The following is a 20,650-nucleotide window of genomic DNA, read 5'->3' as shown; positions in this document are numbered from 1 at the left end:
AAGAAGGCATGACGCAAAGACAGGACATCCCCGGCGAGAACCGCTTCGACGTGATCGTGATCGGCGGCGGCAGCGCCGGCGTGGCGGCCGCGATCTCGGCCGCGCGCGGCGGCGCGCGCACCCTGCTGGTCGAATCGGCGCCGATGATCGGCGGCGAGCTGATCAGCGGCATCTCGATGCTCGGCTGCCTCTCGACGCGCGGCGACTGGATCGTGGGCGGCGTGGTCACCGAGCTGCTCGACCGGCTCAAGCCGCTGGGCGGCTACATCGGCCCGGTGTTCGACTACCGCGCGCTGCACCTGGTGTGCTTCGACACCGAGCTCATGAAGATCGCCGTGATGCAGGCCGTGGCCGAGGCCGGCGTGCACCTGCGCGTGCAAGCCTTCTTCTGCGGCATCGAGACCGGTGGCGATGAAACCCGCGTGCGGCTGATGCACAAGGGCGGCGAGGCCTGGTACGCGGCGCGCGTGGTGATCGACTGCTCGGGCGACGGCGACGTGGCCGTGGCCGCGGGCGCACCGAGCGAGAAAGGCGCGCCCGGCAGCGGCGCGCTGCAGCCGCCGAGCCTGGTCTACCGCGTGTGCGGCGTCGAGACCGAGCCGCTGCTGCGCTTCGTGCGCGACAACCCCGCGCACTTCGGCCTCGGCGACTACCCGGGCCTGGGCATGGATGCGCGCCAGTGCGCCGAGGCGCTGTACGCCCAGGGCCAGCCCAAGGTGCTGCTGCGCGGCACGCAGGGCCTGCTCAAGGAGGCGATCGATGCCGGCGAGATGTACCCGACCTCGGTGCTCGCGATCGTGCCGACCTCGACCGCGCGCAAGGAGGTCAGCATCAACTCGACCCAGCTCGCGGGCGTGGACGGCACGCGCGCGGCCTCGCTGAGCGAGGCGCTGCCGCAGTTGATGGCGCAGGTGTCGCAGGGCCTGGCCTTCCTGCGCCGGCGCGTGCCGGGCTTCGAGCGGGCGGCGCTGGCCGCGGTGGCGCCGAAGATCGGCGTGCGCGAGACGCGGCGCATCCTCGGCGAGCACGTGCTCGACGAGGCCGACATCATGCAGGGCCGCAAGCGCGCCGACGGCATCGCCAAGGGCGGCCACGAGCTCGACATCCTCGCGGTCGACGGCCACCGGCACGAGACCATCGCCGAGGGCGGCTCCTACGACATCCCCTACGAATGCCTGGTGCCGCGCGGCCAGCGCCGGCTGCTGGTGGCGGGGCGCTGCATCTCGAGCACGCGCGAGGCGCAGAGCTCGGTGCGCGTGATGGGCACCTGCATGGCGATGGGCCAGGCCGCCGGCACCGCGGCGGCGCTGTGCGCGCTCGACGACGGCTGGAGCGGCGACGTGCGCGACGTGGACCGCGCACGACTGCGCCGCACGCTGATCGCCGACGGCGCCGTGCTCGAGGGGACGCTGTAGTGGGCCGCACGCTGTCGCTCGCGCACCTGAGCCTGCTCGACGCCACGCCGCCCGAGCTGGTGCGCGCGGCCGGCGAGGCGGGCTTCCGCTCGGTCGGCCTGCGCCTGCATCCGGCCCGGCCGGGCGAGGCGCCGCATCCGATGCACGAAGGCTCGCCGATGCTGGCCGAGACGCGCGCGCTGATGAACGCGCTGGACGTGGCGGTGCACGACGTCGAGGTGGTGCGGCTGTCGGCCGGCTTCGAGGCGCGGCGCTTCGAGCCGATGCTGGCGGTGGCGGCGTCGCTGGGCGCGCGCTGGCTGGTGGTGAACGGCGACGACGACGATCACGCGCGGGCCACCGCCCACCTCGCGGCGCTCGGCGAGATCGCGGGTGCGCACGGCCTCTCGCTCGGGCTCGAGTTCATGGTCTACACGGCCGTGCCCACGCTCGATGCCGCGCTGCGGCTGGTGCGCGAAAGCGGGCGATCGAACGTGCATGTGCTGGTCGACACGCTGCACTTCTTTCGCAGCGGCGCGGCGGCCGATCGCATCGCGCCCACGCCGGAAATCGCGCGCGGCTGGGCGCAGTTCAGCGATGCGCCCGCGCGGCGCCATCCGGCACTGTCGCCCGGCGAGGAGGCACGCGCGCACCGCCTGCTGCCGGGCGAAGGCGCGCTGCCGCTGGCGGATGTGCTCGATGCGGTGGCGGCCGATGCCGTGCTGTCGATCGAAGCGCCCTCGGCCGTGCGCCGCCATCACCTCGGCATGGCAAGGCGCGCCGAACTGGCGTACACCACGGCCAGGCGCTGGCTCGATGCCGTCGCACGACCGCAGCAGGAACACGCACATGCCCTCCAATGACACGAACGTCTCTCTTCAACCCGCGCTGCGGCTCGACGGCCGCACCGCGGTGCTCGGCATCCTCGGCGACCCGGTCGCGCAGGTGAAGGCGCCCGCGCCGCTCACGGCCCGGCTGCAGCAGGTGGGCCTCAATGCCGTGCTGGTGCCGATGCATGTGCGCGCCGACGACGTGGCCGCCCTGCTGCCCGCACTGCTCACGCTGCACAACCTCGCGGGCTTCATCGTCACCGTGCCGCACAAGCAGCGCGTGGCGGACCTGCTCGGCGACGGCCTGCTGCTCGGTGCCGAGCGTGCCAACGCCGCCAACGTGGTGCGCCGCACCGCGCAGGGCGGCTGGCAGGGCGAACTGCTCGATGGCACCGGCTTCGTGGCGGGACTGCGCGCCGCGGGCTTCGATCCGCGCGGACGCGCGGCCTGCATCGCGGGCGCGGGCGGCGCGGCCTCGGCCATTGCCTTCGCGCTCGCCGATGCCGGCGCGCGCTCGGTGCGCGTGTGCGACATCGACGCGGCAAAGGCCGAGGCGCTCGCGCGGCAGCTGCAATTGCATGGCGCCGAAGCCGGCACCTGGAACGGCCGCGAGCCCGGCGAGGCCGAACTGCTGGTGAACGCCACGCCCGTCGGCATGCGCGCGGACGATCCACTGCCCGTGCCCACCAGCGCGCTGCGCACCGGCCTCTGGGTGGCCGAGGTCATCATGGCGCCGGCCGTCACGCCGCTGCTGCAGGTGGCGCGCGAGCGCGGCTGCATCGCGCACGAAGGCCGCCACATGATGGAGCGTCAGCTCGGGCTGATGGCCGACTTCTTCGAACCCGCGATCCTCGCGATCGCGCCCGAGCGGCTCGAGGTGGCGGCATGACGCGCGCCTTCATCGACGGCTTCGAGCCGCGCCTCGTCGACGTGGGCGAGGCCCGGATCTTCGCGGAGATCGGCGGCTCGGGCCCGCCCCTGCTGCTGCTCCACGGCTACCCGCAGACGCATGCGGCCTGGCACCGCGTGGCGCCGGTGCTCGCGCGCCACTACACGGTGGTGGCGGCCGACCTGCGCGGCTATGGCGACAGCCTCGGGCCGCCCGGCGATCCGCTGCACGCGGCGCACAGCAAGCGCGCGGTGGCGGCCGACCAGGCGGCGCTGATGCGCGCGCTGGGCTTCGAGCGCTTCGCGGTGATCGGCCACGACCGCGGCGCGCGCGTGGCGCACCGGCTGTGCCTCGACCATCCGGAACGCGTGGCGGCCTTCGGCTCGATCACCGTGATTCCCACCGTCGAGATGTGGGCGCGCGCGAACAAGGACTTCGGCCTCAAGAGCTGGCACTGGTTCATGCTGGCCCAGCCCTTCGACCTGCCCGAGCGCCTGCTCGCGGCCGACCCGGGCTACTTCCTCGACTGGACGCTGCGCAACATGGTGCGGCGCTTCGACGCGGTGACGCCCGAGGCCCATGCCGAGTACCTGCGCGCCTTTTCGCGCGAGAGCGTGCGCCACGCGATGATCGAGGACTACCGCGCCGCCGCGTCGATCGACCTGGAACACGACGAGCATGGCCGTGCCGCCGGCGAGCGCGTGCGCTGCCCGGTGCATGTGCTGTGGGAGCGCGGGCGCTTCCCGGCCGAACGCACGCCGGTCCACATCTGGCGCGACGCGGCGGCCGAAGGCACGCCCGTGGGCGGCGGCGAGATCGACTGCGGCCACCTGATGATGGAAGAAGCGCCCGAGGCGGTGCTGGCCGAGCTGCTGCCCTTCCTGCGCGCGCACTGGCCTTCGCCAAGCGCCGCGCATCCGAGCCACATCCCCTGAACACGAACCCGAGGGCGCATCCGCACGCCCTCTTGCTGGAGACATGCCATGACTTTCCGCCATCGCCCTTCCTCGCCGCGCCGCGCGCTGCTGCTCGCCGCCGGCCTCGCGCTGGCCGCGCCCCTGCACGCCATCGCGCAAGGTGCCTATCCCTCGAAGCCGATCCACCTCGTGGTGGGCTTCCCGCCCGGCGGGCCGGCCGACCTCGCGGCGCGCATCGTCGGCGAGAAGCTCGCGCAGGATCTGCGCCAGCCGGTGCTGGTCGAGAACCGGCCCGGCGCCTCGCAGAACATCGCGGCCGACTACGTGGCCAAGAGCACGGCCGACGGCTACACGCTGCTGATGGGCAGCACCGCGGTGGTGGTGAACCACTTCCTCTACAAGGACATGCGCTTCGACGTGTTCAACGACCTGGTGCCCGTGGGCACGGCCGCGCGTACGCCGCTGATGGTGGTGGCCAATCCGCGCTTCGCCGCGAAGAACATGAAGGAGCTGGTGGCCGCCGCCAAGGCCGCGCCCGGCAAGATCAACTACGGCTCGGGCGTGCGCGCGAGCACCACGCACCTGGCGGTGGAAGCCTTCAAGGCGCAGGCCGGCATCGAGGTCTCGAACATTCCCTACCAGGGCGCGGGCCCGATGCTCACCGACCTGATGGGCGGCCAGGTCAGCTTCGCCTTCGACACCATGGTGACCTCGATGCCGCTGGTGAAGGCCGGCCGGCTGCATGCGCTGGCGGTCACCAGCGCCACGCGCTCGCCGATCGCGCCCGAGCTGCCGACCGTGGCCGAGTCGGGCTACCCGGGCTTCGAGGCCATCGGCTGGTTCGGCATCCTCGCGCCCAAGGGCACGCCGCAGCCTGTGGTGCAGCGGCTCAATGCCTCGCTGCAGAAGGTGCTGGCCGCGCCCGACGTGGCGCAGCGCCTGGCCGGCGCGGGCGGCGACGTGATGCCCGGCACGCCCGAGGACTTCGCGCGGCTGATGCGCAGCGAATCGGAGAAATGGGGCGGCGTGATCAAGCGCGTGGGCATCACGCTCGACTGAGAAGGAGTGAATGAACCTGCTGCGCGCCCCGATCTCGCATCTGCGGTCCTCGCCGTACGTGAGTACGGCTCCGGTCCTCGACGCGACCTCGGGGCGCTCGCGACGGTTCCTTCACACCTTCTGAACGCCAGCTTCAGAGCGCTGCGATCGCGGCCTGCCGCGCGCGGTCGATCTCCGCATGGTGGGCCTCGGCCCAGCGGTCGACCGCGATCAGCGTGCGGCTCAGCGACAGCCCCAGCGGGCTCAGCCGGTACTCGACGTGTGGCGGCACGGTCTGGTGGTCCTCGCGCAGCACCAGGCCATTGATCTCGAGATCGCGCAGGGTCTGCGTGAGCATCTTCTGCGAGATGCCGCCGACCTGGCGCAGCAGCTCGTTGTTGCGCAGCGGCTCGTCGCGCAGCAGCGGAATGATCAGCAGCGCCCACTTGTTGGCGACGAGCTCGAGCACGCGGCGCGAGGGGCAGCCGGCGCTCCAGACGTCGGCGGGCGCGGACTCTGCCACGGCGGCGGGTTTCTTCGATGCGGGCATGGCGATTCCCATGGTTACCAGAAGGTGCGTACTTGTGGCTTGGTGCCTGGGCCGGAATTATCCGTTTCCACATCAACCCTGCACACGACGGAGGAACGGATCATGGGATGGTTGTTACTGCTGGCGGCCGGCCTGGTCGAGATCGCGATGGCCGCGGCGCTCAAGCGCTCGGAGGACTGGACCCGGCTCTGGCCCTCGGTCGTCGGCGTGGCGAGCGCGCTGCTGAGCATCTTCCTGCTCGCCAGGTCGCTGCGCTATCTGCCGTTGGGCCCGGCCTATGCGGTGTGGACCGGCATCGGCTCGGTCGGGGTGGTGCTGATGGGCGTGCTCGCCTTCGGCGAGGCGCTGTCGGGTCCGCGCATGGCCTGCATCGCGCTGGTGGTGGCGGGCACCGTCGGCCTGCGCACGCTGGAGGGCTGAGCGGCATGGCTTCGACGATCCTCCACATCCAGGCCTCGCCCTCGGGCACGCGTTCGCGCTCGATCGACACGGCGCAACATTTCCTGCAGCGGCTGCGCGAGCACGACCCCGCGGCCGAGATCCGCACCCTCGACGTCTGGGCGCTCGACCTGCCGCCCTTCGACGCCACCATGATCGACGCCAAGTTCGCGGTGCTGCGCGCGCAAGCCGCCACCGACGAACAGCGGCTGCACTGGCAGCGCGCCGTGCGCCTCGCGCAGGAGTTCAACGCGGCCGACAAGTACGTGTTCAGCCTGCCGATGTGGAACTTCGGCCTGCCCTACCGGCTGAAGCACTACATCGACGTCGTGACCCTGCCGGGCGAGAACTGGCGCTGGTCGGCGCAAGAGGGCTACACGGGCCTGCTGCACGGCAAGCGCGCGGCGCTGATCTATTCGAGCGCGGGCGACTACCCGGTGGGCCTGCCTTCGCATGCGCGCGATTTCCAGAAGCCGTACATGCGCACCTGGCTCGAGTTCCTCGGCATCGTCGACGTGGTGGAGCTGGCCGTGGCGCCGACGCTGGCGCCGCCCGAGGCGGTGGCCGCCACCCTCGCGCGCGCCAGGGCGCGAGCCGACGCACTCGCGCGCGACTTCTAGCGCGGCGGCTCGCCCACGCCGTCGAAGCGCTGCGCGAGCCACACCAGCAGCGGCATCGCCACCGCCCAGACGACGGCCAGCACCGCGAGCGCCGGCCCCCGGTCGACGAACTGGGCCGCGCCCAGCTTCACGCCCGCCACGAACGACGCCGGCCCGCAGACCGCGCCCAGCACCGCCGCGAGCAGGTAGCGCCGCCGCAGCCAGCGCAAGGTGACGTTGAGCGCGATCGCGAACAGGCCCCACAGCGCGACCATCCAGTACGGCGCGAGCTGCGCGACCGGTTGCCCCGAGGGATAGCGCACCAGCCCGCCGAGCGCATGGCCGGTCTCGATCACCACGCCCAGCGCGCAGGCGATGGCCACCAGCCAAGCCTCCTGCGCGGGCCGGGCCGACACCCACAGGTGCCAGGCTATCGCCGCCGCGACGCAGGCCGTGCCCCACAGCGGATGGCCATGCGCCGCGCCGAGCACGGCCGCGAACCAGGCGAGCTGGAACACGACGAAATTGGCGATCCGAACGGCGGTCATGGCAACAGGTACGCGCGCCGCGGCGCTTCGGATGCCGCGATCTACATCGCGGGTGCGTGCGTGCGCGCCGCCGCGCGGCGCAGGCTCTGCGGCGGCTGGCCGAAGGCGCGGTGGAAGGCGCGCCGCATGCGCTCGGGATCGGAGAAGCCGGTCTGGGCCGCGATGCGATCGACCGACTGGCCGCCCTCCTCGATCAGGATGCGCGCGGTCTCCACGCGCAGCTTCTCGATCGCGCGCGCCGGCGACTGGCCGGTTTCGGCCAGGAAGGCGCGGCTGAACTGGCGCGGGCTCAGGTGCGCCACCTCGGCGAGCTGGTCGACCGAGAGGTTCTTGTGCAGGTTCTTCTTCGCATAGTCGAGCGCCTGCTGGATGCGGTCGGTGCGCGGCTCGAGCTCGAGCAGCGCCGAGAACTGCGACTGCCCGCCCGCGCGCCGGTGGTAGATCACCAGCTTGCGCGCCACCGCGCGCGACAGCTCGAGGCCCAGGTCGCCCTCGACCAGCGCGAGCGCGAGGTCGATGCAGGCGGTCATGCCGGCCGAGGTCCAGACCGGGCCGTCCTGGATGAAGATGCCGTCCTCCTCCACCTTGATCGCCGGGAAGCCGCGCTGCAGCTCGCGCGCGAAATGCCAGTGCGTGGTGGCGCGGCGACCGTCGAGCAGGCCGGCCTCGGCCAGCACGAAGGCGCCGGTGCAGATGCTGCCCAGGCGCCGCGTGCGCGGCAGCGCGCGGCGCAGGAAATCGAGCAGCCCGCCCGAACTCGGCGGCACCGTGGTCGAGCCCGCGACCAGCAGGGTGTCGAAGCGGCGCCGGTCGAAGGCGCGCGAATCGACCGTGACGCCGGCCGTGCTGGCCACCGGGCCGCCGTGCTCCGACAGCACCTCGAGCTCGTAGACCGTGCGCCCCGCCTCGGCGTTCGCGAGCTCGAAGACCGAGAGCGCCACCAGGTCGAGGATCTGGAAACCGGGAAAGACGACGAGGCCGATGCGCTGGGTCATGATGTCTTTAAAGGAGGGAAACATGTCATTTGAGACATCAGTGTCCGACCCAAACTCCTGGCTGTCAAACCACCTTTCCTCATCCCCTTCGACATCCAAGGACCTTTCCCATGAGCTCGCAAGACATCGCCATCTCCGCCCCCGGCAAGGGCACCGCGCTGATCACCGGCGCTTCCACCGGCATCGGCGCCGTCTACGCCGAGCGCCTCGCGCGCCGCGGCCACGACCTCGTGCTGGTCGCGCGCAACAAGGAGCGCCTCGAGGCGCTGGCCGAACGGCTGGTGCGGGAGACCGGCCGCCGCGTCGAGGTGCTCGCGGCCGACCTCACGGCCACCGCCGACCTGCGCCGGGTCGAGGAGCGGCTGCGTACCGACGAACGCATCACCCTGCTGCTCAACAACGCCGGCCTCGGCGCCACCGCGACCCTGCTCGATTCCGACCCCGACCAGATCGACACCATGATCCAGCTCAACGTGGTCGCGCTCACGCGCCTCACGCGCGCCGTGGCGCCGGGCTTCGTGGCGCGCGGCGGCGGCGCGCTGATCAACATCGCCTCGATCGTCGCGCTCTCGCCCGAGCTGCTCAACGGCAGCTACAGCGGCAGCAAGGCCTACGTGGTCAACCTGAGCCAGTCGCTGCACCACGAGCTCGGCGCCAAGGGCGTGAAGGTGCAGACCGTGCTGCCGGGCGCCACGCGCACCGACTTCTGGGGCATCGCGGGCGTGCCGGTCGAGCACCTGCCGCAGGAGATCGTGATGTCGGCCGAGGACCTGGTCGACAGCGCGCTGGCCGGCTTCGACGCGGGCGAGCTGATCACCATTCCCTCGCTGCCCGACGTGGAAGACTGGCAGCGTTTCGACGCCGCGCGCCAGGCGCTGGGCCCGAACCTGTCGCGCAGCGTGCCGGCGGCGCGCTACGCGAACGCGGCGGCCACAGCAGCCTGAGCGGCGCGCGCTCGCGGCCCGCGCCTTGACCTTGGCGCGGGCAGGTGGATTCGCGCGGGCGGCGCGGCCCGCGCCCGGCCGGCGGCAAGATGGCCGGCCATCCTCAGGAGCCCGCCCCATGAACAGCCCCCGAAGCATCAAGATCCCCGGCCCCGACCATCCGATCACCGTCGCGCCCAACCCCGCGCGCGTGGTCGTGACCCTTGGCGGCCGCACCATCGCCGACACCCGCGCCGCCCTCACCCTGCGCGAGGCCTCGTACCCGGCCGTGCAATACATCCCGCGCGCCGACGTCGACATGTCGCTGCTCGAGCGCAGCACGCACACGACCTACTGCCCGTACAAGGGCGAGTGCAACTACTTCAGCATCCCGGCCGGCGGGGAGCGCTCGGTCAACGCGGTGTGGACCTACGAGTCGCCGTATGACGCGGTGGCGGGGATCAAGGACCACGTGGCGTTTTATGTGGATCGGGTGGATGGGGTCGAGGAGCGGGCGGGCTGAGTTGTTCGCCTGATCCGCAACGTCCCCCTTGTGCAAAACCCCGGCGATGAGCCAGCATCGGGGCCACGAACAAGGGAGGACGTGCCATGTGCACCAGGGAGGCGGCGGTTGTTTCATCCACTGGGGCATGGGCGAATCGTCGCACCGCGTCCCTGCCTCCTGAGCCGGAACGCCCGCCCTCGCTCAGAGCACCCTCGACCCTGCGCCGGGCCGCCAAGTGGATCGCCATGACACTGCTGTCGGGGTGGCTCGCAAGCAGTGCCATCGCCGCCCCGCGTTGCGCCGACTTCTTGCCCAAGGAAGGCACATGCACCCGGTACAACGTATCGCTGGTGGATCTGATCGCCAACTCGGAGCAGTTCGACGGAAAACGCGTTGTCGTCGCGGGTTTTCTCAGCCTTGAGTTCGAAGGCCATGCCCTGTACCTTCACGTGGACGACTTCCGGGCGAGCATCCCGTCCAATGGCATCGCCCTGCACCTTCCCGCGAACTGGAAAACGTCGACCGCATCGATCGACTGCCCGGGCATGACCTATGTCCGGCTCGAAGGCGTCTACAACGCTCGAGACAGGGGTCACATGGGGGCACCTTTCTCCGGTTCCCTGGCGGCCATCGAGCGCTGCCATCAGTTGGAACTGAGGGCCGTCATCAGAGACTAGGAACCCGGAACGGCGCGAGGAGGTATCTCCCTTTACTCCGAGCACACCGTTTGCATCAAGCTCGCGGTTGGAGCCTGAGCACTGGCAGACAAGCAATTCCCATGGAAACGAAAATCTCGTGAACCCTTTCTCCTCACGCGCCGCGCTCCTTGCCATGCTGTCGATGGCCCTCATGCTTGGCGGGTGTTTTTTCAGAGCTGGCAAGACCCTGGATCGCGAAGCGTTCGTGCGACCGAAGATGGCAAGCGGTCATGTCGTCGAAATCCGAGAAACTTCGTGGTCGACCGGCAGTTCCCATTTGCCATTCGATTTCACGGTCTACGAACAGGATGCGATCTACGAGTTCGAGGTGCCTGCTCTCGAAGGAACGTTCGACATGAAAGACCTGGAGATTCGCAGATGCGGGCAACGCCTTCCGGACGCCAAGGGAGAAGTCCGGCTCTCGGAGCAGCGAATGACCGTATCACCCACAGCAAGCGCCGTGGACAAAGCCGTGCGTGAGCCACCAGCAGGGTCATCCCAGCTCGCCAGTGCCAATGGGCCGTCCAGACGCTGCGAGAGCCGGAAACGCTGAGGCATTCCCATACGATCAAGGCCGGAAGCAGCGCTCATCCACCGTATGACCATAGAAAATCCATCGATCATCGATGCCATCGGAATGAACGAGAAGACGGGGCATGTCTGTCTCAGCATCTTCAACCACCTGCCCTGGAGCGAGCACAGCCTCCGTCTCCTGCAGGACAAGATCAACCGCTACCTCGGGTTCATCGAACACGGCGAAATCGAAGAGGCCTATCCGCAGGCCATCGGCCACCCCATTGCCATCGATGTCTACTGCAAGTTCGAGCCCACGGAACAAGCGCTTCGCTTTTTCCAGTTGGCGCAGACGGTTGCGGAAGAATACGGGGCCAAGTTCGGGTTTGAACACTACCCGAAGTCCTGACCGACCACCTTCCTCGATCTTCTAGCGCGCAGCACGGCTCACGCGCCCCCACCCCGCCGATAGACCCCCGGCGCGCTCCCGGTCCAGACCTTGAAGGCCCGCTGAAACGCCGAGCTGTTGGCGAAGCCAAGCTCGTCGGCCAGCTCGGCCAGCGGAACGGCGCTGGTGCTGAGCCGGACGATGGCCGTGTCGCGGCGCAGCTCGTCCTTCAGCGCCTGGAACGAAGTCCCCTCCAGCGCGAGCCGCCGCTGCAGGGTGGAGACCGTGACATGCAGCGCGTTCGCCGTGGCCACGAGGTCGGACCATGCGGGCTGCATGAACTGAAGATGGGCCCGCACGCGCGCACTGACCGCGTCGCTGCCCCGGCGCGGCACGAGCATGTGGAGCTGCGCATCGGTGAGAAAGCTGCGCAGCGCGGCCTCGTCGCGGCGCACGGCGTCGTTCAGGCGCCTGGCATCGAACCAGAAGGCCGAGCGCTCGCTGTCGAACTGCTGCAGCGCGGGGAAGATCTTTCCGTAACCGCCGGCATGCGCGGGCGGACCGAACGCGAAGTCGAAGCGCACGACCGGCAGCTGGCCGCCGACCACCCAGGCCATCAGGCGCCAGGTGGTGCGCAGCAGCACCTCCTGCAGGAACACGGTCCGCAGGGCGGCGGGACCGTTGAAGCGCATCACCACGCCGGCCAGGTCGTCCCTGCACACGGCCTCGAGCACCACATCGTCCTGCAGCAGGTGAAAGGTTCGCGTGGCGCGGCGGATGGCGACCTCCAGGGTCGGGGCGCCCAGCGTCGAGCGCGCGATCAGCGCAAAGCTGCCGCGCTTGAGGGGGCGACTCAGCAAGCCGATGAAGTCGTCGTCCAGGCCTTCGGTGAGCGCACGGAACAGCTTCGCGTACTGCTGCGCCGTGACGCGCGCATCGGCCTGCGCGAGCAGTTCGGGGGCGATGCCGGCCGCGGCGAGGAAGGGCTCGCAGGGCCGGCCGCTGGCGCGGACGCCCGACAGCATGCCGTGCACGAAGCTGATGGAGACCGTCTGGGGAGGATGAAGCATCGAGGGCAAGGCGCTGGAACGGAACGGCATCGACTGTGCACCGGCAGGCACCGCCGAGGCAAGCGCCGCGACCCGCACGAGGGCACGAGGGCGACATCGGATTGAGGTCTTCCGACATCCGAACAACGCAAAGCGGCATCGTGCAAACGGCGATCGATTCCTAGCATTGGCGGCATGGGCATGAGCCCGCGAACGAAGACCCACGAGAAGGAGACGATGCCATGTACGTGACCCAGGCACTGCACCGCGCGGTGCAGCAGCACCCCGACAAGGTGGCGGTGCGCTTCGCCGGCCGCACGCGCACTTTCGGCGCCTATGTCGAGCGCGTCGCCCGCCTCGCCGGTGCGCTGCAGCAGCTCGGCATGCGGCCGGGCGACCGCGTGGCCATGCTGGCACTCAACTCCGACCGCTACCTCGAATACCAGATGGCCGTGCCCTGGGGCGGCGGCGTGCTCAATCCCTGCAACATCCGCTGGTCGGCCGCGGAGATCCTCTACTCGCTCGAGGACTCGGGCTCGACCCTGCTGCTGGTCGACGAGACCTTCCGCCCGATGGTCGAGAAGATGCGCGCCGAGTCCGGCAGCCTGCGCGAAGTGATCTATTGCGGCAGCGGCGTGGAAGACGGCGAGGTGCCGCGCGGCATGCATGGCTACGAGGCGCTGCTGGCGGCGGCCTCGCCCGTCGCCGACGCGGTCCGGCGCGACGAGGACCTGGCCGGCATCTTCTACACCGGCGGCACCACGGGCTTTCCCAAGGGCGTGATGCTGAGCCATGCCAACCTGTGCAGCTCGGCGATGGCGATGCAGGCCGAAGGGCTGGCGGCATCGGGCGGCAACTACCTGCATGCGGCACCGATGTTCCACCTCGGCGACATGGGCCTCGCGATGCCGCACTGGCCCGCGGGCAACACGCACACGATCATCCCGATGTTCAGCCCGCAGGGCGTGCTCGATGCGATCGAGCGCGACCGCGTGACCAACACGCTGCTGGTGCCGACCATGATCCAGATGCTGGTCGACCACCCGTGCATGAAGGAGCCGCGCGACCTCTCGAGCCTCAAGTGCATCTTCTACGGCGCCTCGCCGATGCAGGAGGCCGTGCTCGAACGCGCGATGGCCGCGCTGCCCCACGTGGCCTTCGTGCAGGGCTACGGCATGACGGAGCTGGCGCCGCTGGCCACCATCAATCCGCCGAGTTCCTACACGGCCGAGGGCCACGCGATGGGCCGCCATCGCTCCGCGGGGCGCGCGAGCGTGTGCATGGAAGTGCGCATCCTCGACCCCGAGGGCATCGAGGTGCCGCGCGGCACGGTGGGCGAAGTGGCGGTGCGCGGTCCCAATGTGATGCAGGGCTACTGGGGCAAGCCCGAGCAGACGGCCGCGGCGGTGCGCGAGGGCTGGATGCACACCGGCGACGGTGCCTGGATGGACGACGGCGGCTACATCTACGTGGTCGACCGCATCAAGGACATGATCATCAGCGGCGGCGAGAACGTCTACTCGGCCGAGGTCGAGAACGCCATCGCCCAGCACCCGGCCGTGGCGGCCTGCGCGGTCATCGGCATCCCCAGCGACGAGTGGGGCGAAAGCGTGCACGCGGCGCTGATCCTCAAGCCGGGGCACGGCGTCACCGGCGACGAGGTCATCGCCCACTGCAAGGCGCTGATCGCGGGCTACAAGTGCCCGCGCAGCGTGGCCTTCGTCGATGCCCTGCCGATGTCGGGCGCCGGCAAGGTGCTCAAGACCCAGTTGCGCGAGCCGTTCTGGCAAGGCCGCCAGCGCAACGTCGCCTGAGCCTTTTCACCCCTCCCCTTCCTCTCCACTTTCAGGAAATCTCCATGCATCACGATGTGTTCGTCAGCGGGGTCGGCATGATCCCCTTCACCAAGCCCGGTGCCAGCGAGTCCTACCAGGCGATGGCGGCCGAAGCCACGCGCCGCGCGCTGGCCGACGCCGGCATCGGCTACGAGCTGGTGCAGCAGGCCTACGTAGGCTATGTCTATGCCGACTCGACCGCGGGCCAGAGCGCGCTCTACGCGGTCGGCATGACCGGCATCCCGGTGGTCAACGTCAACAACAACTGCTCGACCGGCTCGACCGCGCTGTTCCTGGCGCGCCAGGCCGTGGCCAGCGGCGCCGCCGACTGCGTGCTGGCCCTGGGCTTCGAGCAGATGACGCCGGGCGCGCTGGGCGCGGTGTTCAAGGACCGGCCCAGTCCCTTCGAGCGCTTCGACCGGGCCACCGACGAGCTGGTCGAGGAAGCCGGCATTCCGCTCGCGCTGCGCTACTTCGGCGGCGCGGGGCTGGCCCACATGCAGCAGTACGGCACCAAGCTCTCGACCTTCGCGAAGATCCGCGCCAAGGCCAGCCGCCATGCGGCCAACAACCCGGTGGCGCTGTTCCGCAACGTCGTGAGCGAGGACGAGGTGCTCGCCACGCCCGTGATGTGGCCCGGCGTGATGACACGGCTCATGGCCTGCCCACCGACCTGCGGCGCGGCCGCCGCCATCGTCTGCTCGGCCGAGTTCGCGCAGCGCCATGGTCTGAACCGCAGCGTGCGCATCAAGGCCCAGGCCATGACCACCGACAAGCCGGTGAGCTTCGAGGCGCGCGACATGCGCGAAGTGGTCGGCTTCAGCATGGCGCGCGAGGCGGCACAGAAGGTCTACGAGGCGGCAGGCGTCGGCCCGCAGGACATCGACGTGGTCGAGCTGCACGACTGCTTCGCGCACAACGAACTGATCAGCTACGAGGCGCTGGGCCTGTGCCCGGTGGGCGGGGCCGAGAAGTTCGTGGTCGATGGCGACAACACCTATGGCGGCCAGGTCGTGACCAACCCCTCGGGCGGGTTGCTGTCCAAGGGCCATCCGCTGGGCGCCACCGGGCTCGCGCAATGCACCGAGCTGGTCGAGCAACTGCGTGGCACGGCCGACAAGCGCCAGGTCGAAGGCGCGCGGCTGGCGCTGCAGCACAACCTGGGCCTGGGCGGTGCCTGCGTGGTCACGCTCTACGAACGCGTCTGAACCCCCTCAACGACAAAGGAGACCTTCCCATGATCGACAAGAAATGGATCGGCCACGAGCTGCCGGCCTCGGTGCTGCCGATCGAGCGCAGCCGGCTGCAGTTCTTCGCCAAGGCGATCGGCGAGACCGACCCGGTCTACACCGACGCCGCCGCCGCGCGCGATGCCGGCTACCCCGACCTGCCGGCACCGCCCACCTTCCTGTTCGCGGCCGAACTCGACTCGGGTGCGTCCGACCGGCTGCTGGCCGACCTGCAGATTCCGCTGGCCAAGCTGCTGCATGGCGAGCAGAGCTTCAGCTACCACCGCCCCGCCTGCGTGGGCGACACCGTGACGGTGCGCTCCACCATCGGCGACATCTACGACAAGAAGAACGGCGCGCTCGAGTTCGTGGTGAAGACCTCGCGCGCCACCAACCAGCGCAACGAACTGGTGGCCGAACTGCGCACCGTCATCGTCTGCCGCAACTGAAGGAACACGCCCATGACCTCCCCCACCTTCGACACCGTGCAGGTCGGCGACGCGCTGCCCGCCGTGCAGCTGCCGGCCGTGAACCGCACCACGCTCGCGCTGTTCGCGGGCGCCTCGGGCGACCACAACCCGATCCACATCGACACCGACATGGCGCGCCGCTCGGGCATGCCCGACGTGTTCGCGCAGGGCATGCTGGGCATGGCCTGGCTCGGCCGCGTGCTCACGCAGTGGGCGCCGCAGAGCCGGCTGCGCCACTTCGAGGCGCGCTTCCAGGGCATCACGCACCTGGGCAACGCCATGCGCTGCAGCGGCCGCATCGCCGAGAAGACCGAGCGCAACGGCGAACGCGGCGTGCGCATCGAGCTGCAGAGCACCAACCAGTTCGGCCAGACCAGGATCGTCGGCGAAGCCTTCGTCGCCCTGCCCTGACATCCCATCCCCCGCAAAGAAAAGAGAACACCATGACACGCAAACTCGAAGGCAAGGTCGCCCTCATCACCGGCTCGGGCCGCGGCATCGGCCGCTCGATCGCGCTCAAGCTCGCCAGCGAAGGCGCGCGCATCGTCGTCAACGACCTCGACGCCGAACCCGCGCAGGAGGCCGTGCAGGCCATCCGCGAGGCTGGCGGCCAGGCCGTGGCCTGCGTGGGCAACGTGACGGCGCCCGACTTCGCCGAGCGCTTCGTCGGCACGGCGGTGAGCGAATTCAAGGGCCTGGACATCGTCATCAACAACGCCGGCTACACCTGGGACAACGTGATCCAGAAGATGACCGACGAGCAGTGGTACGCGATGATCGACTGCCACCTGACGGCGCCGTTCCGCATCCTGCGCGCCGCGCAGCCGGTGATCCGCGCGCTCGGCAAGGCCGAGACCGAGGCCGGGCAGCGCGTGATGCGCAAGGTGGTCAACATCTCGTCGATGGCGGGCCTGTTCGGCAACCCGGGCCAGACCAACTACGCGGCGGGCAAGGCCGGCATCGTCGGCATGACGCAGACGCTGGCCAAGGAATGGGGCCGCATGAACGTCACCGTCAACTGCGTGGCCTACGGCCTGATCAAGACCCGGCTGACCGGCAATGCGGCCGAGGGCGGCACGGCGCATATCGACGGCCGCGACATCAAGGTGGGCGTCAACCCCGACCTGATGGCCGCGATGGAGCGCGGCATTCCGCTGGGCCGCGGCGGCACGCCCGAGGAAGCGGCCGGCGCGGTGTACCTGCTGTGCATTCCGGAATCGGACTACGTGAGCGGCCAGACGCTGGTGTGCAGCGGCGGCCTCACGGGGTTCTGAGCGATGGCTGCCGCTGTGCGCAGCGAGGTGCGCGAAGGCATCGCGACCCTGGTGCTCGACCGGGCCGAGGCCCTCAACGCGCTGGGCCCGCCGCTGCTCGACGCGCTGCTGGCGGCGCTGCGCGCCTGCCAGGTCGACGCGCAGGTGCGTGCCATCGTGCTGACCGGCGCGGGCCGCGCCTTCTCGGGCGGCGGCGACATCGGCTACTTCGGCGACGTGCTGGCCGGTGGTCCGCAGCATGCGCAGGAGCAGATCGGCCGCGGCATGGAACAGGTGGGCAACCCCATCGCGCAGGCCATCGCCGACAGCGCGGTGCCGGTGGTGGTGGCCGTCAACGGGCCCTGCGTGGGCGCGGGCGTCGGCATCGCGCTGGCGGCCGACGTCGTGATCGCGGCGCGCTCGGCCTACTTCCTCGTGCCGCAGGTGGCGCAGCTCGGGGCGGTGCCCGACCTGGGCGCGACCTGGTCGCTGCCGCGGCTGGTCGGGCGCAGCCGGGCGCTCGGCATCGCGCTGCTCGGCGAACGCATCGATGCGGCGCGGGCCGAGCAATGGGGGCTGATCTGGCGCTGCGTCGACGATGCCGACCTGCTCGACGAGGCGCATGCGCTGGCCCGGCGGCTGGGCAACGCATCGGCCGCGGCACTGCGCGACACGCGCCAGCTGATCGACGCGGCCACCGACCGCACGCTGGCCGAGCAACTGGCCGGCGAATGCGAGGCCCAGCGCCGGCACGTGGCCGGCGAATTCTTCAACGACGCCTGCGCGCGCTTCCTCGCGCGCGCCAGGGCCTGAACGAACACCCGAAAGAACCATGCTGCCCCAACTGCTGCGCCATCGCTGGATGGACGAAGACATCGATGCCTTTCGCGAACAGGTGCGCCGCTACATCGCGGCCGAGCTCTCGCCGCAACTGGAAGGCTGGCGCCGCCAGGGCTTCATTCCGCGCGAGGTCTGGCGCCCGTTCGGCCAAATGGGCTTCCTGCTGCCCGAGATCGACGAGGCCTACGGCGGCGCCGGTGCCTCGCTCGCCTACCAGATGGTGGTGCAGGACGAACTGGCGAAGGCCGAGTTCCCCGCCAACACCGGCGTGCACAACCTCGCCGCGCACTACATCCTCGATTACGGCACCGAGGCGCAGAAGCAGCGCTGGCTGCCGCGGCTCGCGAGCGGCGAGCTGCTGGCCGGCATCGCGCTCACCGAGCCCGGCTGCGGCTCGGACCTCAAGGCGCTGCGCACCCGCGCGCGGCGCGAAGGCGAGCACTACGTGATCGACGGCGCCAAGACCTTCATCACCAACGGCTTCTCGGGCAACCTGCTGGTGGTAGCGGTGCGCACCTGCGAGGCGGGCAGCCGCGGCGTGTCGCTGGTCGTGCTCGAGACCGAAAACCTGCCGGGCTTTCGCGTGGGACGGCGGCTCGAGAAGCTGGGCCAGCATGCGTCGGACACGGCCGAGATCTTCTTCGACGGCGTGCGCGTGCCGGCCGACCATCTGCTCGGCGGCAAGGAAGGCGACGGCTTCATCCAGCTCATGAGCCAGCTCTCGTACGAGCGGTTGTTCCTGTGCGTGCCGGCCGCAGCGGTGATCGAGCGCGCGGTGGAACTGACGGTGGAATACACGCAGCAGCGCAAGGCCTTCGGCCACAGCGTGTTCGATTTCCAGAACACGCGCTTCAAGCTCGCCGAGTGCGCCACCATCGCGCACGTGGTGCGCAGCTTCGTCAACGACTGCATCCAGCGCCTGGTCGACGGCACCCTCGACCAGGAGGCCGCCTACATGGCCAAGCTGTGGTGCACCGAGCAGCAGGGCAAGGTGACCGACGAGTGCCTGCAGCTGTTCGGCGGCTACGGCTACATGGTCGAGTACCCGATCGCGCGCATGTATGCGGATGCGCGCGTGCAGCGCATCTACGGCGGCACCAGCGAGATCATGAAGGACCTGATCGCGCGCAAGCTGGGCGCGTGAATCGCACGGCGCGCGGGCGCCTCCAATGAAAAACCGGCCCCTGCTTTCGCAAGGGCCGGCTTCTTGTTGGCTGAACCGCGGGCCTCACGCGGGGCTGACCCCGCGATGCGACCTGGGTCTATGCGCCGATTACAGCGGCAGCGAGTCGCCGCGGGCAGCAGCGCGGGCTTGTGCGCGCACGGCATTGCGGTCCACGGTGCTGGCGACCAGCGGGGCCACGCCCGACGAAGCGCCTTCGGCGTAGGGGTTGTCGCTGTGTGCGGCGGCAACGGCTTCGGCACGCACGGCAGCACGGCTGGTCTGCGACACGATCACCTGGGCCGGGCCGGCGTTGGCGCCTTCGGCATAGGGATCGGCGCTGCGAGCGGCGATGACGGCTTGGCCGGCGACTTCGGCGCGGCTGGCGGCCGAGGTCAGGGGATGCACACCCTCATAGGTTTCTGCATGGGCTGCACCGGCAGCGGCCAGCAGGGAGAGGGCAACGGCGGAGAGGAGCTTCGAGGCGTTCATTTGAGTATTCCTTCAATTCTTGTGACTTGACTTTGGATGATTCGAACCGGTCTTGGTGGGGCGCCGTCCCTTCGGGGGCGGCCACCTCGTCAGTGCCTGTTCACCCAGATCAGTCGCTGCCTTCTGCTTGTCTTGGAGTCTGCGGCTGGTCCGTGAGATGAATTGTGCGCCTCGAACCTAGGTAAAAACCCTAGGCAAATGGAACCGCGGCGTTCACGGGAAGGAAACAATCGATCGCCCGCGCCCCGCCTGCCCCCTCCTGCCTCCTCTTCATCGGTCCTCGAGGAAATCGACCACCGCGCCCACGAACTCCTTCGGAAACTCCACGTTCGACAGGTGCACCGCGGGCAAGGTCAGCAGCCGCGCGCCCGGCACGGTGGCCGCGATCAGCTCGCCATGGCTCGCGGCCGTGACCGGGTCGAACTCGCCCGCGATCACCAGCGTGGGCCGCTCGATCAGCGCGATGGGCCGGCGCAGGTCGGCGTCGCGCACGGCGGCGAGCGCGCCGGCCAGGCCCTGCGGGTCGATCTCGAGCAGCACCTGGCGCAAGGCCTGCACCACCGGGCCGTTCTCGGTCAGCAGCCGCTCGGGGAACCAGTTGCGCAGGAAGCCCTCGGCCGTCTCCTTCATGTCGGGGGCGGCGAGCACGCCGACGATGCGCTCGTCGAACACGCTGGCCGGGCCGAGCCACGAGGAGGTGTTGGCCAGCACCAGCCGATCGATGCGCTCGGGCGCATGCACGCCCAGCCACTGGCCGATGAAGCCGCCGAGCGAGAGGCCGAGGAAATGCGCGCGCTCGATCTTCAGCGCGTCGAGCAGCTCGATCGCGTCGCGGCCGAGCCGGTCCATCGAATAGGCGCCCGGCGTGACGCCCGAGCCGCCATGGCCGCGCGTGTCGTAGCGCAGCACGTGGAAATGCCGGCCCAGCGCCTCGACCTCGCCGTCCCACATCGAGAGCGTGGTGCCGATGGAGTTCGACAGCAGCAGCACGGGCTTGCCGGCATCGCCATCGAAGCGGTAGGCGATGCGGGCGCCGTCGCCGGCGGTGGTGGTGTGGGTGAAGTGGCTCATGGCGTGCTTTCCTTGGCATGGCTT

Annotated in this window: 25 protein-coding genes; 19 read left to right on the top strand and 6 right to left on the bottom strand. The window is 70.0% G+C overall.

The features are described from left to right. Positions 1-8: 8 nt before the first annotated feature. Genes R0232_RS13130 through R0232_RS13110 form a run of 5 tightly spaced genes read left to right on the top strand, consistent with a single transcriptional unit; the run spans position 9 to position 5,089 of the window. On the top strand, positions 9-1,415 hold the full coding sequence (locus tag R0232_RS13130) for an FAD-dependent oxidoreductase (RefSeq protein WP_431512375.1): 1,407 nt from the start codon (positions 9-11) through the stop codon (positions 1,413-1,415). Beyond that, complete coding sequence (locus R0232_RS13125; protein WP_431512374.1) at positions 1,415-2,257, top strand: sugar phosphate isomerase/epimerase family protein; 843 nt, start codon at positions 1,415-1,417, stop codon at positions 2,255-2,257. Before R0232_RS13130 ends, R0232_RS13125 begins: the two co-directional genes overlap by 1 nt. Continuing rightward, positions 2,244-3,113, top strand: coding sequence for a shikimate dehydrogenase family protein (locus R0232_RS13120; protein WP_431512373.1), 870 nt, complete (start codon positions 2,244-2,246; stop codon positions 3,111-3,113). The genes R0232_RS13125 and R0232_RS13120 overlap by 14 nt, the downstream gene beginning before the upstream one ends. Then, positions 3,110-4,048, top strand: coding sequence for an alpha/beta fold hydrolase (locus tag R0232_RS13115; RefSeq protein WP_431512372.1), 939 nt, complete (start codon positions 3,110-3,112; stop codon positions 4,046-4,048). The genes R0232_RS13120 and R0232_RS13115 overlap by 4 nt, the downstream gene beginning before the upstream one ends. Before the next feature lie 48 nt (positions 4,049-4,096). Further along, positions 4,097-5,089: a tripartite tricarboxylate transporter substrate binding protein gene (locus tag R0232_RS13110; RefSeq protein ID WP_431512371.1), complete on the top strand. Its 993-nt coding sequence runs from the start codon at positions 4,097-4,099 to the stop codon at positions 5,087-5,089. Positions 5,090-5,222: 133 nt separating this feature from the next. Here the strand turns inward: R0232_RS13110 and R0232_RS13105 are convergent, their stop codons facing one another. After that, a complete protein-coding gene (locus R0232_RS13105; protein WP_431512370.1) occupies positions 5,223-5,618 on the bottom strand; it encodes a winged helix-turn-helix transcriptional regulator in 396 nt (131 codons plus the stop codon). Between the two features lie 102 nt (positions 5,619-5,720). Between R0232_RS13105 and R0232_RS13100 the strand changes: the two genes are divergently transcribed. Beyond that, positions 5,721-6,038, top strand: a complete 318-nt coding sequence (locus R0232_RS13100) for a DMT family transporter (protein ID WP_057596317.1) — start codon at positions 5,721-5,723, stop codon at positions 6,036-6,038. Positions 6,039-6,043: 5 nt separating this feature from the next. Next, complete coding sequence (locus R0232_RS13095) at positions 6,044-6,676, top strand: FMN-dependent NADH-azoreductase (protein WP_431512369.1); 633 nt, start codon at positions 6,044-6,046, stop codon at positions 6,674-6,676. Here R0232_RS13095 and R0232_RS13090 read toward each other — a convergent pair. Further along, entirely contained in the window at positions 6,673-7,203 is a 531-nt protein-coding gene (locus tag R0232_RS13090) for a DUF2878 domain-containing protein (RefSeq protein ID WP_431512368.1), read from the bottom strand. The genes R0232_RS13095 and R0232_RS13090 overlap by 4 nt on opposite strands. 41 nt (positions 7,204-7,244) lie before the next feature. Continuing rightward, positions 7,245-8,198 carry a GlxA family transcriptional regulator gene (locus tag R0232_RS13085; protein WP_209540817.1) on the bottom strand — a complete coding sequence of 318 codons (954 nt, stop codon included), beginning with the start codon at positions 8,196-8,198 and terminating at the stop codon, positions 7,245-7,247. A 110-nt stretch (positions 8,199-8,308) separates the two neighbouring features. Between R0232_RS13085 and R0232_RS13080 the strand changes: the two genes are divergently transcribed. The 5 genes from R0232_RS13080 (at position 8,309) to R0232_RS13060 (ending at position 11,246) form a co-directional block, all read left to right on the top strand. After that, entirely contained in the window at positions 8,309-9,142 is an 834-nt protein-coding gene (locus R0232_RS13080) for an SDR family NAD(P)-dependent oxidoreductase (protein ID WP_431512367.1), read from the top strand. Between the two features lie 118 nt (positions 9,143-9,260). Beyond that, a complete protein-coding gene (locus R0232_RS13075; RefSeq protein WP_208513494.1) occupies positions 9,261-9,644 on the top strand; it encodes a DUF427 domain-containing protein in 384 nt (127 codons plus the stop codon). Positions 9,645-9,871: 227 nt separating this feature from the next. Continuing rightward, a complete protein-coding gene (locus tag R0232_RS13070) occupies positions 9,872-10,303 on the top strand; it encodes a hypothetical protein (RefSeq protein ID WP_431512366.1) in 432 nt (143 codons plus the stop codon). A 118-nt stretch (positions 10,304-10,421) separates the two neighbouring features. Further along, positions 10,422-10,877, top strand: a complete 456-nt coding sequence (locus R0232_RS13065; protein ID WP_431512365.1) for a hypothetical protein — start codon at positions 10,422-10,424, stop codon at positions 10,875-10,877. Positions 10,878-10,922: 45 nt separating this feature from the next. Continuing rightward, the gene (locus R0232_RS13060) at positions 10,923-11,246 is read left to right on the top strand and encodes a DUF6572 domain-containing protein (RefSeq protein ID WP_431512364.1); all 324 of its coding nucleotides are present in this window, start codon (positions 10,923-10,925) and stop codon (positions 11,244-11,246) included. Between the two features lie 38 nt (positions 11,247-11,284). Here the strand turns inward: R0232_RS13060 and R0232_RS13055 are convergent, their stop codons facing one another. Next, positions 11,285-12,295, bottom strand: a complete 1,011-nt coding sequence (locus R0232_RS13055; protein ID WP_431512363.1) for an AraC family transcriptional regulator — start codon at positions 12,293-12,295, stop codon at positions 11,285-11,287. A 221-nt stretch (positions 12,296-12,516) separates the two neighbouring features. On the opposite strand from R0232_RS13055, the gene R0232_RS13050 reads away from it, so the two are divergent. The 7 genes from R0232_RS13050 to R0232_RS13020 are packed head-to-tail and all read left to right on the top strand — an operon-like array spanning position 12,517 to position 19,045. Further along, positions 12,517-14,088 carry a long-chain-fatty-acid--CoA ligase gene (locus tag R0232_RS13050; protein WP_431512362.1) on the top strand — a complete coding sequence of 524 codons (1,572 nt, stop codon included), beginning with the start codon at positions 12,517-12,519 and terminating at the stop codon, positions 14,086-14,088. Between the two features lie 44 nt (positions 14,089-14,132). Continuing rightward, positions 14,133-15,317, top strand: coding sequence for a lipid-transfer protein (locus R0232_RS13045; protein ID WP_431512361.1), 1,185 nt, complete (start codon positions 14,133-14,135; stop codon positions 15,315-15,317). Between the two features lie 29 nt (positions 15,318-15,346). Beyond that, positions 15,347-15,787: a MaoC family dehydratase N-terminal domain-containing protein gene (locus R0232_RS13040; RefSeq protein WP_093342793.1), complete on the top strand. Its 441-nt coding sequence runs from the start codon at positions 15,347-15,349 to the stop codon at positions 15,785-15,787. Positions 15,788-15,799: 12 nt separating this feature from the next. Continuing rightward, positions 15,800-16,219, top strand: a complete 420-nt coding sequence (locus R0232_RS13035) for a MaoC/PaaZ C-terminal domain-containing protein (RefSeq protein ID WP_431512360.1) — start codon at positions 15,800-15,802, stop codon at positions 16,217-16,219. Positions 16,220-16,251: 32 nt separating this feature from the next. Then, the gene (locus R0232_RS13030) at positions 16,252-17,082 is read left to right on the top strand and encodes an SDR family NAD(P)-dependent oxidoreductase (RefSeq protein ID WP_431512359.1); all 831 of its coding nucleotides are present in this window, start codon (positions 16,252-16,254) and stop codon (positions 17,080-17,082) included. 3 nt (positions 17,083-17,085) lie between these two features. After that, entirely contained in the window at positions 17,086-17,874 is a 789-nt protein-coding gene (locus R0232_RS13025) for an enoyl-CoA hydratase/isomerase family protein (RefSeq protein ID WP_431512358.1), read from the top strand. A gap of 19 nt (positions 17,875-17,893) precedes the next feature. Next, entirely contained in the window at positions 17,894-19,045 is a 1,152-nt protein-coding gene (locus R0232_RS13020) for an acyl-CoA dehydrogenase family protein (protein ID WP_431512357.1), read from the top strand. Positions 19,046-19,174: 129 nt separating this feature from the next. Here R0232_RS13020 and R0232_RS13015 read toward each other — a convergent pair whose 3' ends face one another. Together R0232_RS13015 and R0232_RS13010 are read right to left on the bottom strand one after the other, a co-directional pair. Continuing rightward, positions 19,175-19,555 (bottom strand): hypothetical protein, encoded by a 381-nt coding sequence (locus R0232_RS13015; protein WP_057598380.1) that lies wholly within the window; start codon positions 19,553-19,555, stop codon positions 19,175-19,177. Positions 19,556-19,825: 270 nt separating this feature from the next. Beyond that, complete coding sequence (locus R0232_RS13010) at positions 19,826-20,626, bottom strand: alpha/beta fold hydrolase (protein WP_431512356.1); 801 nt, start codon at positions 20,624-20,626, stop codon at positions 19,826-19,828. Between the last annotated feature and the right edge of the window lie 24 nt (positions 20,627-20,650).

The organism is Variovorax sp. DAIF25, from assembly GCF_050711835.1.
In the GTDB taxonomy this organism is placed as follows: Bacteria; Pseudomonadota; Gammaproteobacteria; order Burkholderiales; family Burkholderiaceae_C; genus Variovorax.
This window is presented reverse-complemented; position numbering and strand designations above follow the sequence as displayed.

Coding starts and splice junctions, on each gene's coding strand:
- R0232_RS13080 (WP_431512367.1), top strand. CDS start 8,309: ATGAGCTCGCAAGACATCGCCATCTCCGCCCCCGGCAAGGGCACCGCG.
- R0232_RS13060 (WP_431512364.1), top strand. CDS start 10,923: ATGACCATAGAAAATCCATCGATCATCGATGCCATCGGAATGAACGAG.
- R0232_RS13040 (WP_093342793.1), top strand. CDS start 15,347: ATGATCGACAAGAAATGGATCGGCCACGAGCTGCCGGCCTCGGTGCTG.
- R0232_RS13090 (WP_431512368.1), bottom strand. CDS start 7,203: ATGACCGCCGTTCGGATCGCCAATTTCGTCGTGTTCCAGCTCGCCTGG.
- R0232_RS13115 (WP_431512372.1), top strand. CDS start 3,110: ATGACGCGCGCCTTCATCGACGGCTTCGAGCCGCGCCTCGTCGACGTG.
- R0232_RS13130 (WP_431512375.1), top strand. CDS start 9: ATGACGCAAAGACAGGACATCCCCGGCGAGAACCGCTTCGACGTGATC.
- R0232_RS13025 (WP_431512358.1), top strand. CDS start 17,086: ATGGCTGCCGCTGTGCGCAGCGAGGTGCGCGAAGGCATCGCGACCCTG.
- R0232_RS13110 (WP_431512371.1), top strand. CDS start 4,097: ATGACTTTCCGCCATCGCCCTTCCTCGCCGCGCCGCGCGCTGCTGCTC.
- R0232_RS13105 (WP_431512370.1), bottom strand. CDS start 5,618: ATGCCCGCATCGAAGAAACCCGCCGCCGTGGCAGAGTCCGCGCCCGCC.
- R0232_RS13030 (WP_431512359.1), top strand. CDS start 16,252: ATGACACGCAAACTCGAAGGCAAGGTCGCCCTCATCACCGGCTCGGGC.
- R0232_RS13010 (WP_431512356.1), bottom strand. CDS start 20,626: ATGAGCCACTTCACCCACACCACCACCGCCGGCGACGGCGCCCGCATC.
- R0232_RS13075 (WP_208513494.1), top strand. CDS start 9,261: ATGAACAGCCCCCGAAGCATCAAGATCCCCGGCCCCGACCATCCGATC.
- R0232_RS13120 (WP_431512373.1), top strand. CDS start 2,244: ATGCCCTCCAATGACACGAACGTCTCTCTTCAACCCGCGCTGCGGCTC.
- R0232_RS13070 (WP_431512366.1), top strand. CDS start 9,872: ATGACACTGCTGTCGGGGTGGCTCGCAAGCAGTGCCATCGCCGCCCCG.
- R0232_RS13015 (WP_057598380.1), bottom strand. CDS start 19,555: ATGAACGCCTCGAAGCTCCTCTCCGCCGTTGCCCTCTCCCTGCTGGCC.
- R0232_RS13085 (WP_209540817.1), bottom strand. CDS start 8,198: ATGACCCAGCGCATCGGCCTCGTCGTCTTTCCCGGTTTCCAGATCCTC.
- R0232_RS13050 (WP_431512362.1), top strand. CDS start 12,517: ATGTACGTGACCCAGGCACTGCACCGCGCGGTGCAGCAGCACCCCGAC.
- R0232_RS13100 (WP_057596317.1), top strand. CDS start 5,721: ATGGGATGGTTGTTACTGCTGGCGGCCGGCCTGGTCGAGATCGCGATG.
- R0232_RS13020 (WP_431512357.1), top strand. CDS start 17,894: ATGCTGCCCCAACTGCTGCGCCATCGCTGGATGGACGAAGACATCGAT.
- R0232_RS13035 (WP_431512360.1), top strand. CDS start 15,800: ATGACCTCCCCCACCTTCGACACCGTGCAGGTCGGCGACGCGCTGCCC.
- R0232_RS13095 (WP_431512369.1), top strand. CDS start 6,044: ATGGCTTCGACGATCCTCCACATCCAGGCCTCGCCCTCGGGCACGCGT.
- R0232_RS13055 (WP_431512363.1), bottom strand. CDS start 12,295: ATGCTTCATCCTCCCCAGACGGTCTCCATCAGCTTCGTGCACGGCATG.
- R0232_RS13045 (WP_431512361.1), top strand. CDS start 14,133: ATGCATCACGATGTGTTCGTCAGCGGGGTCGGCATGATCCCCTTCACC.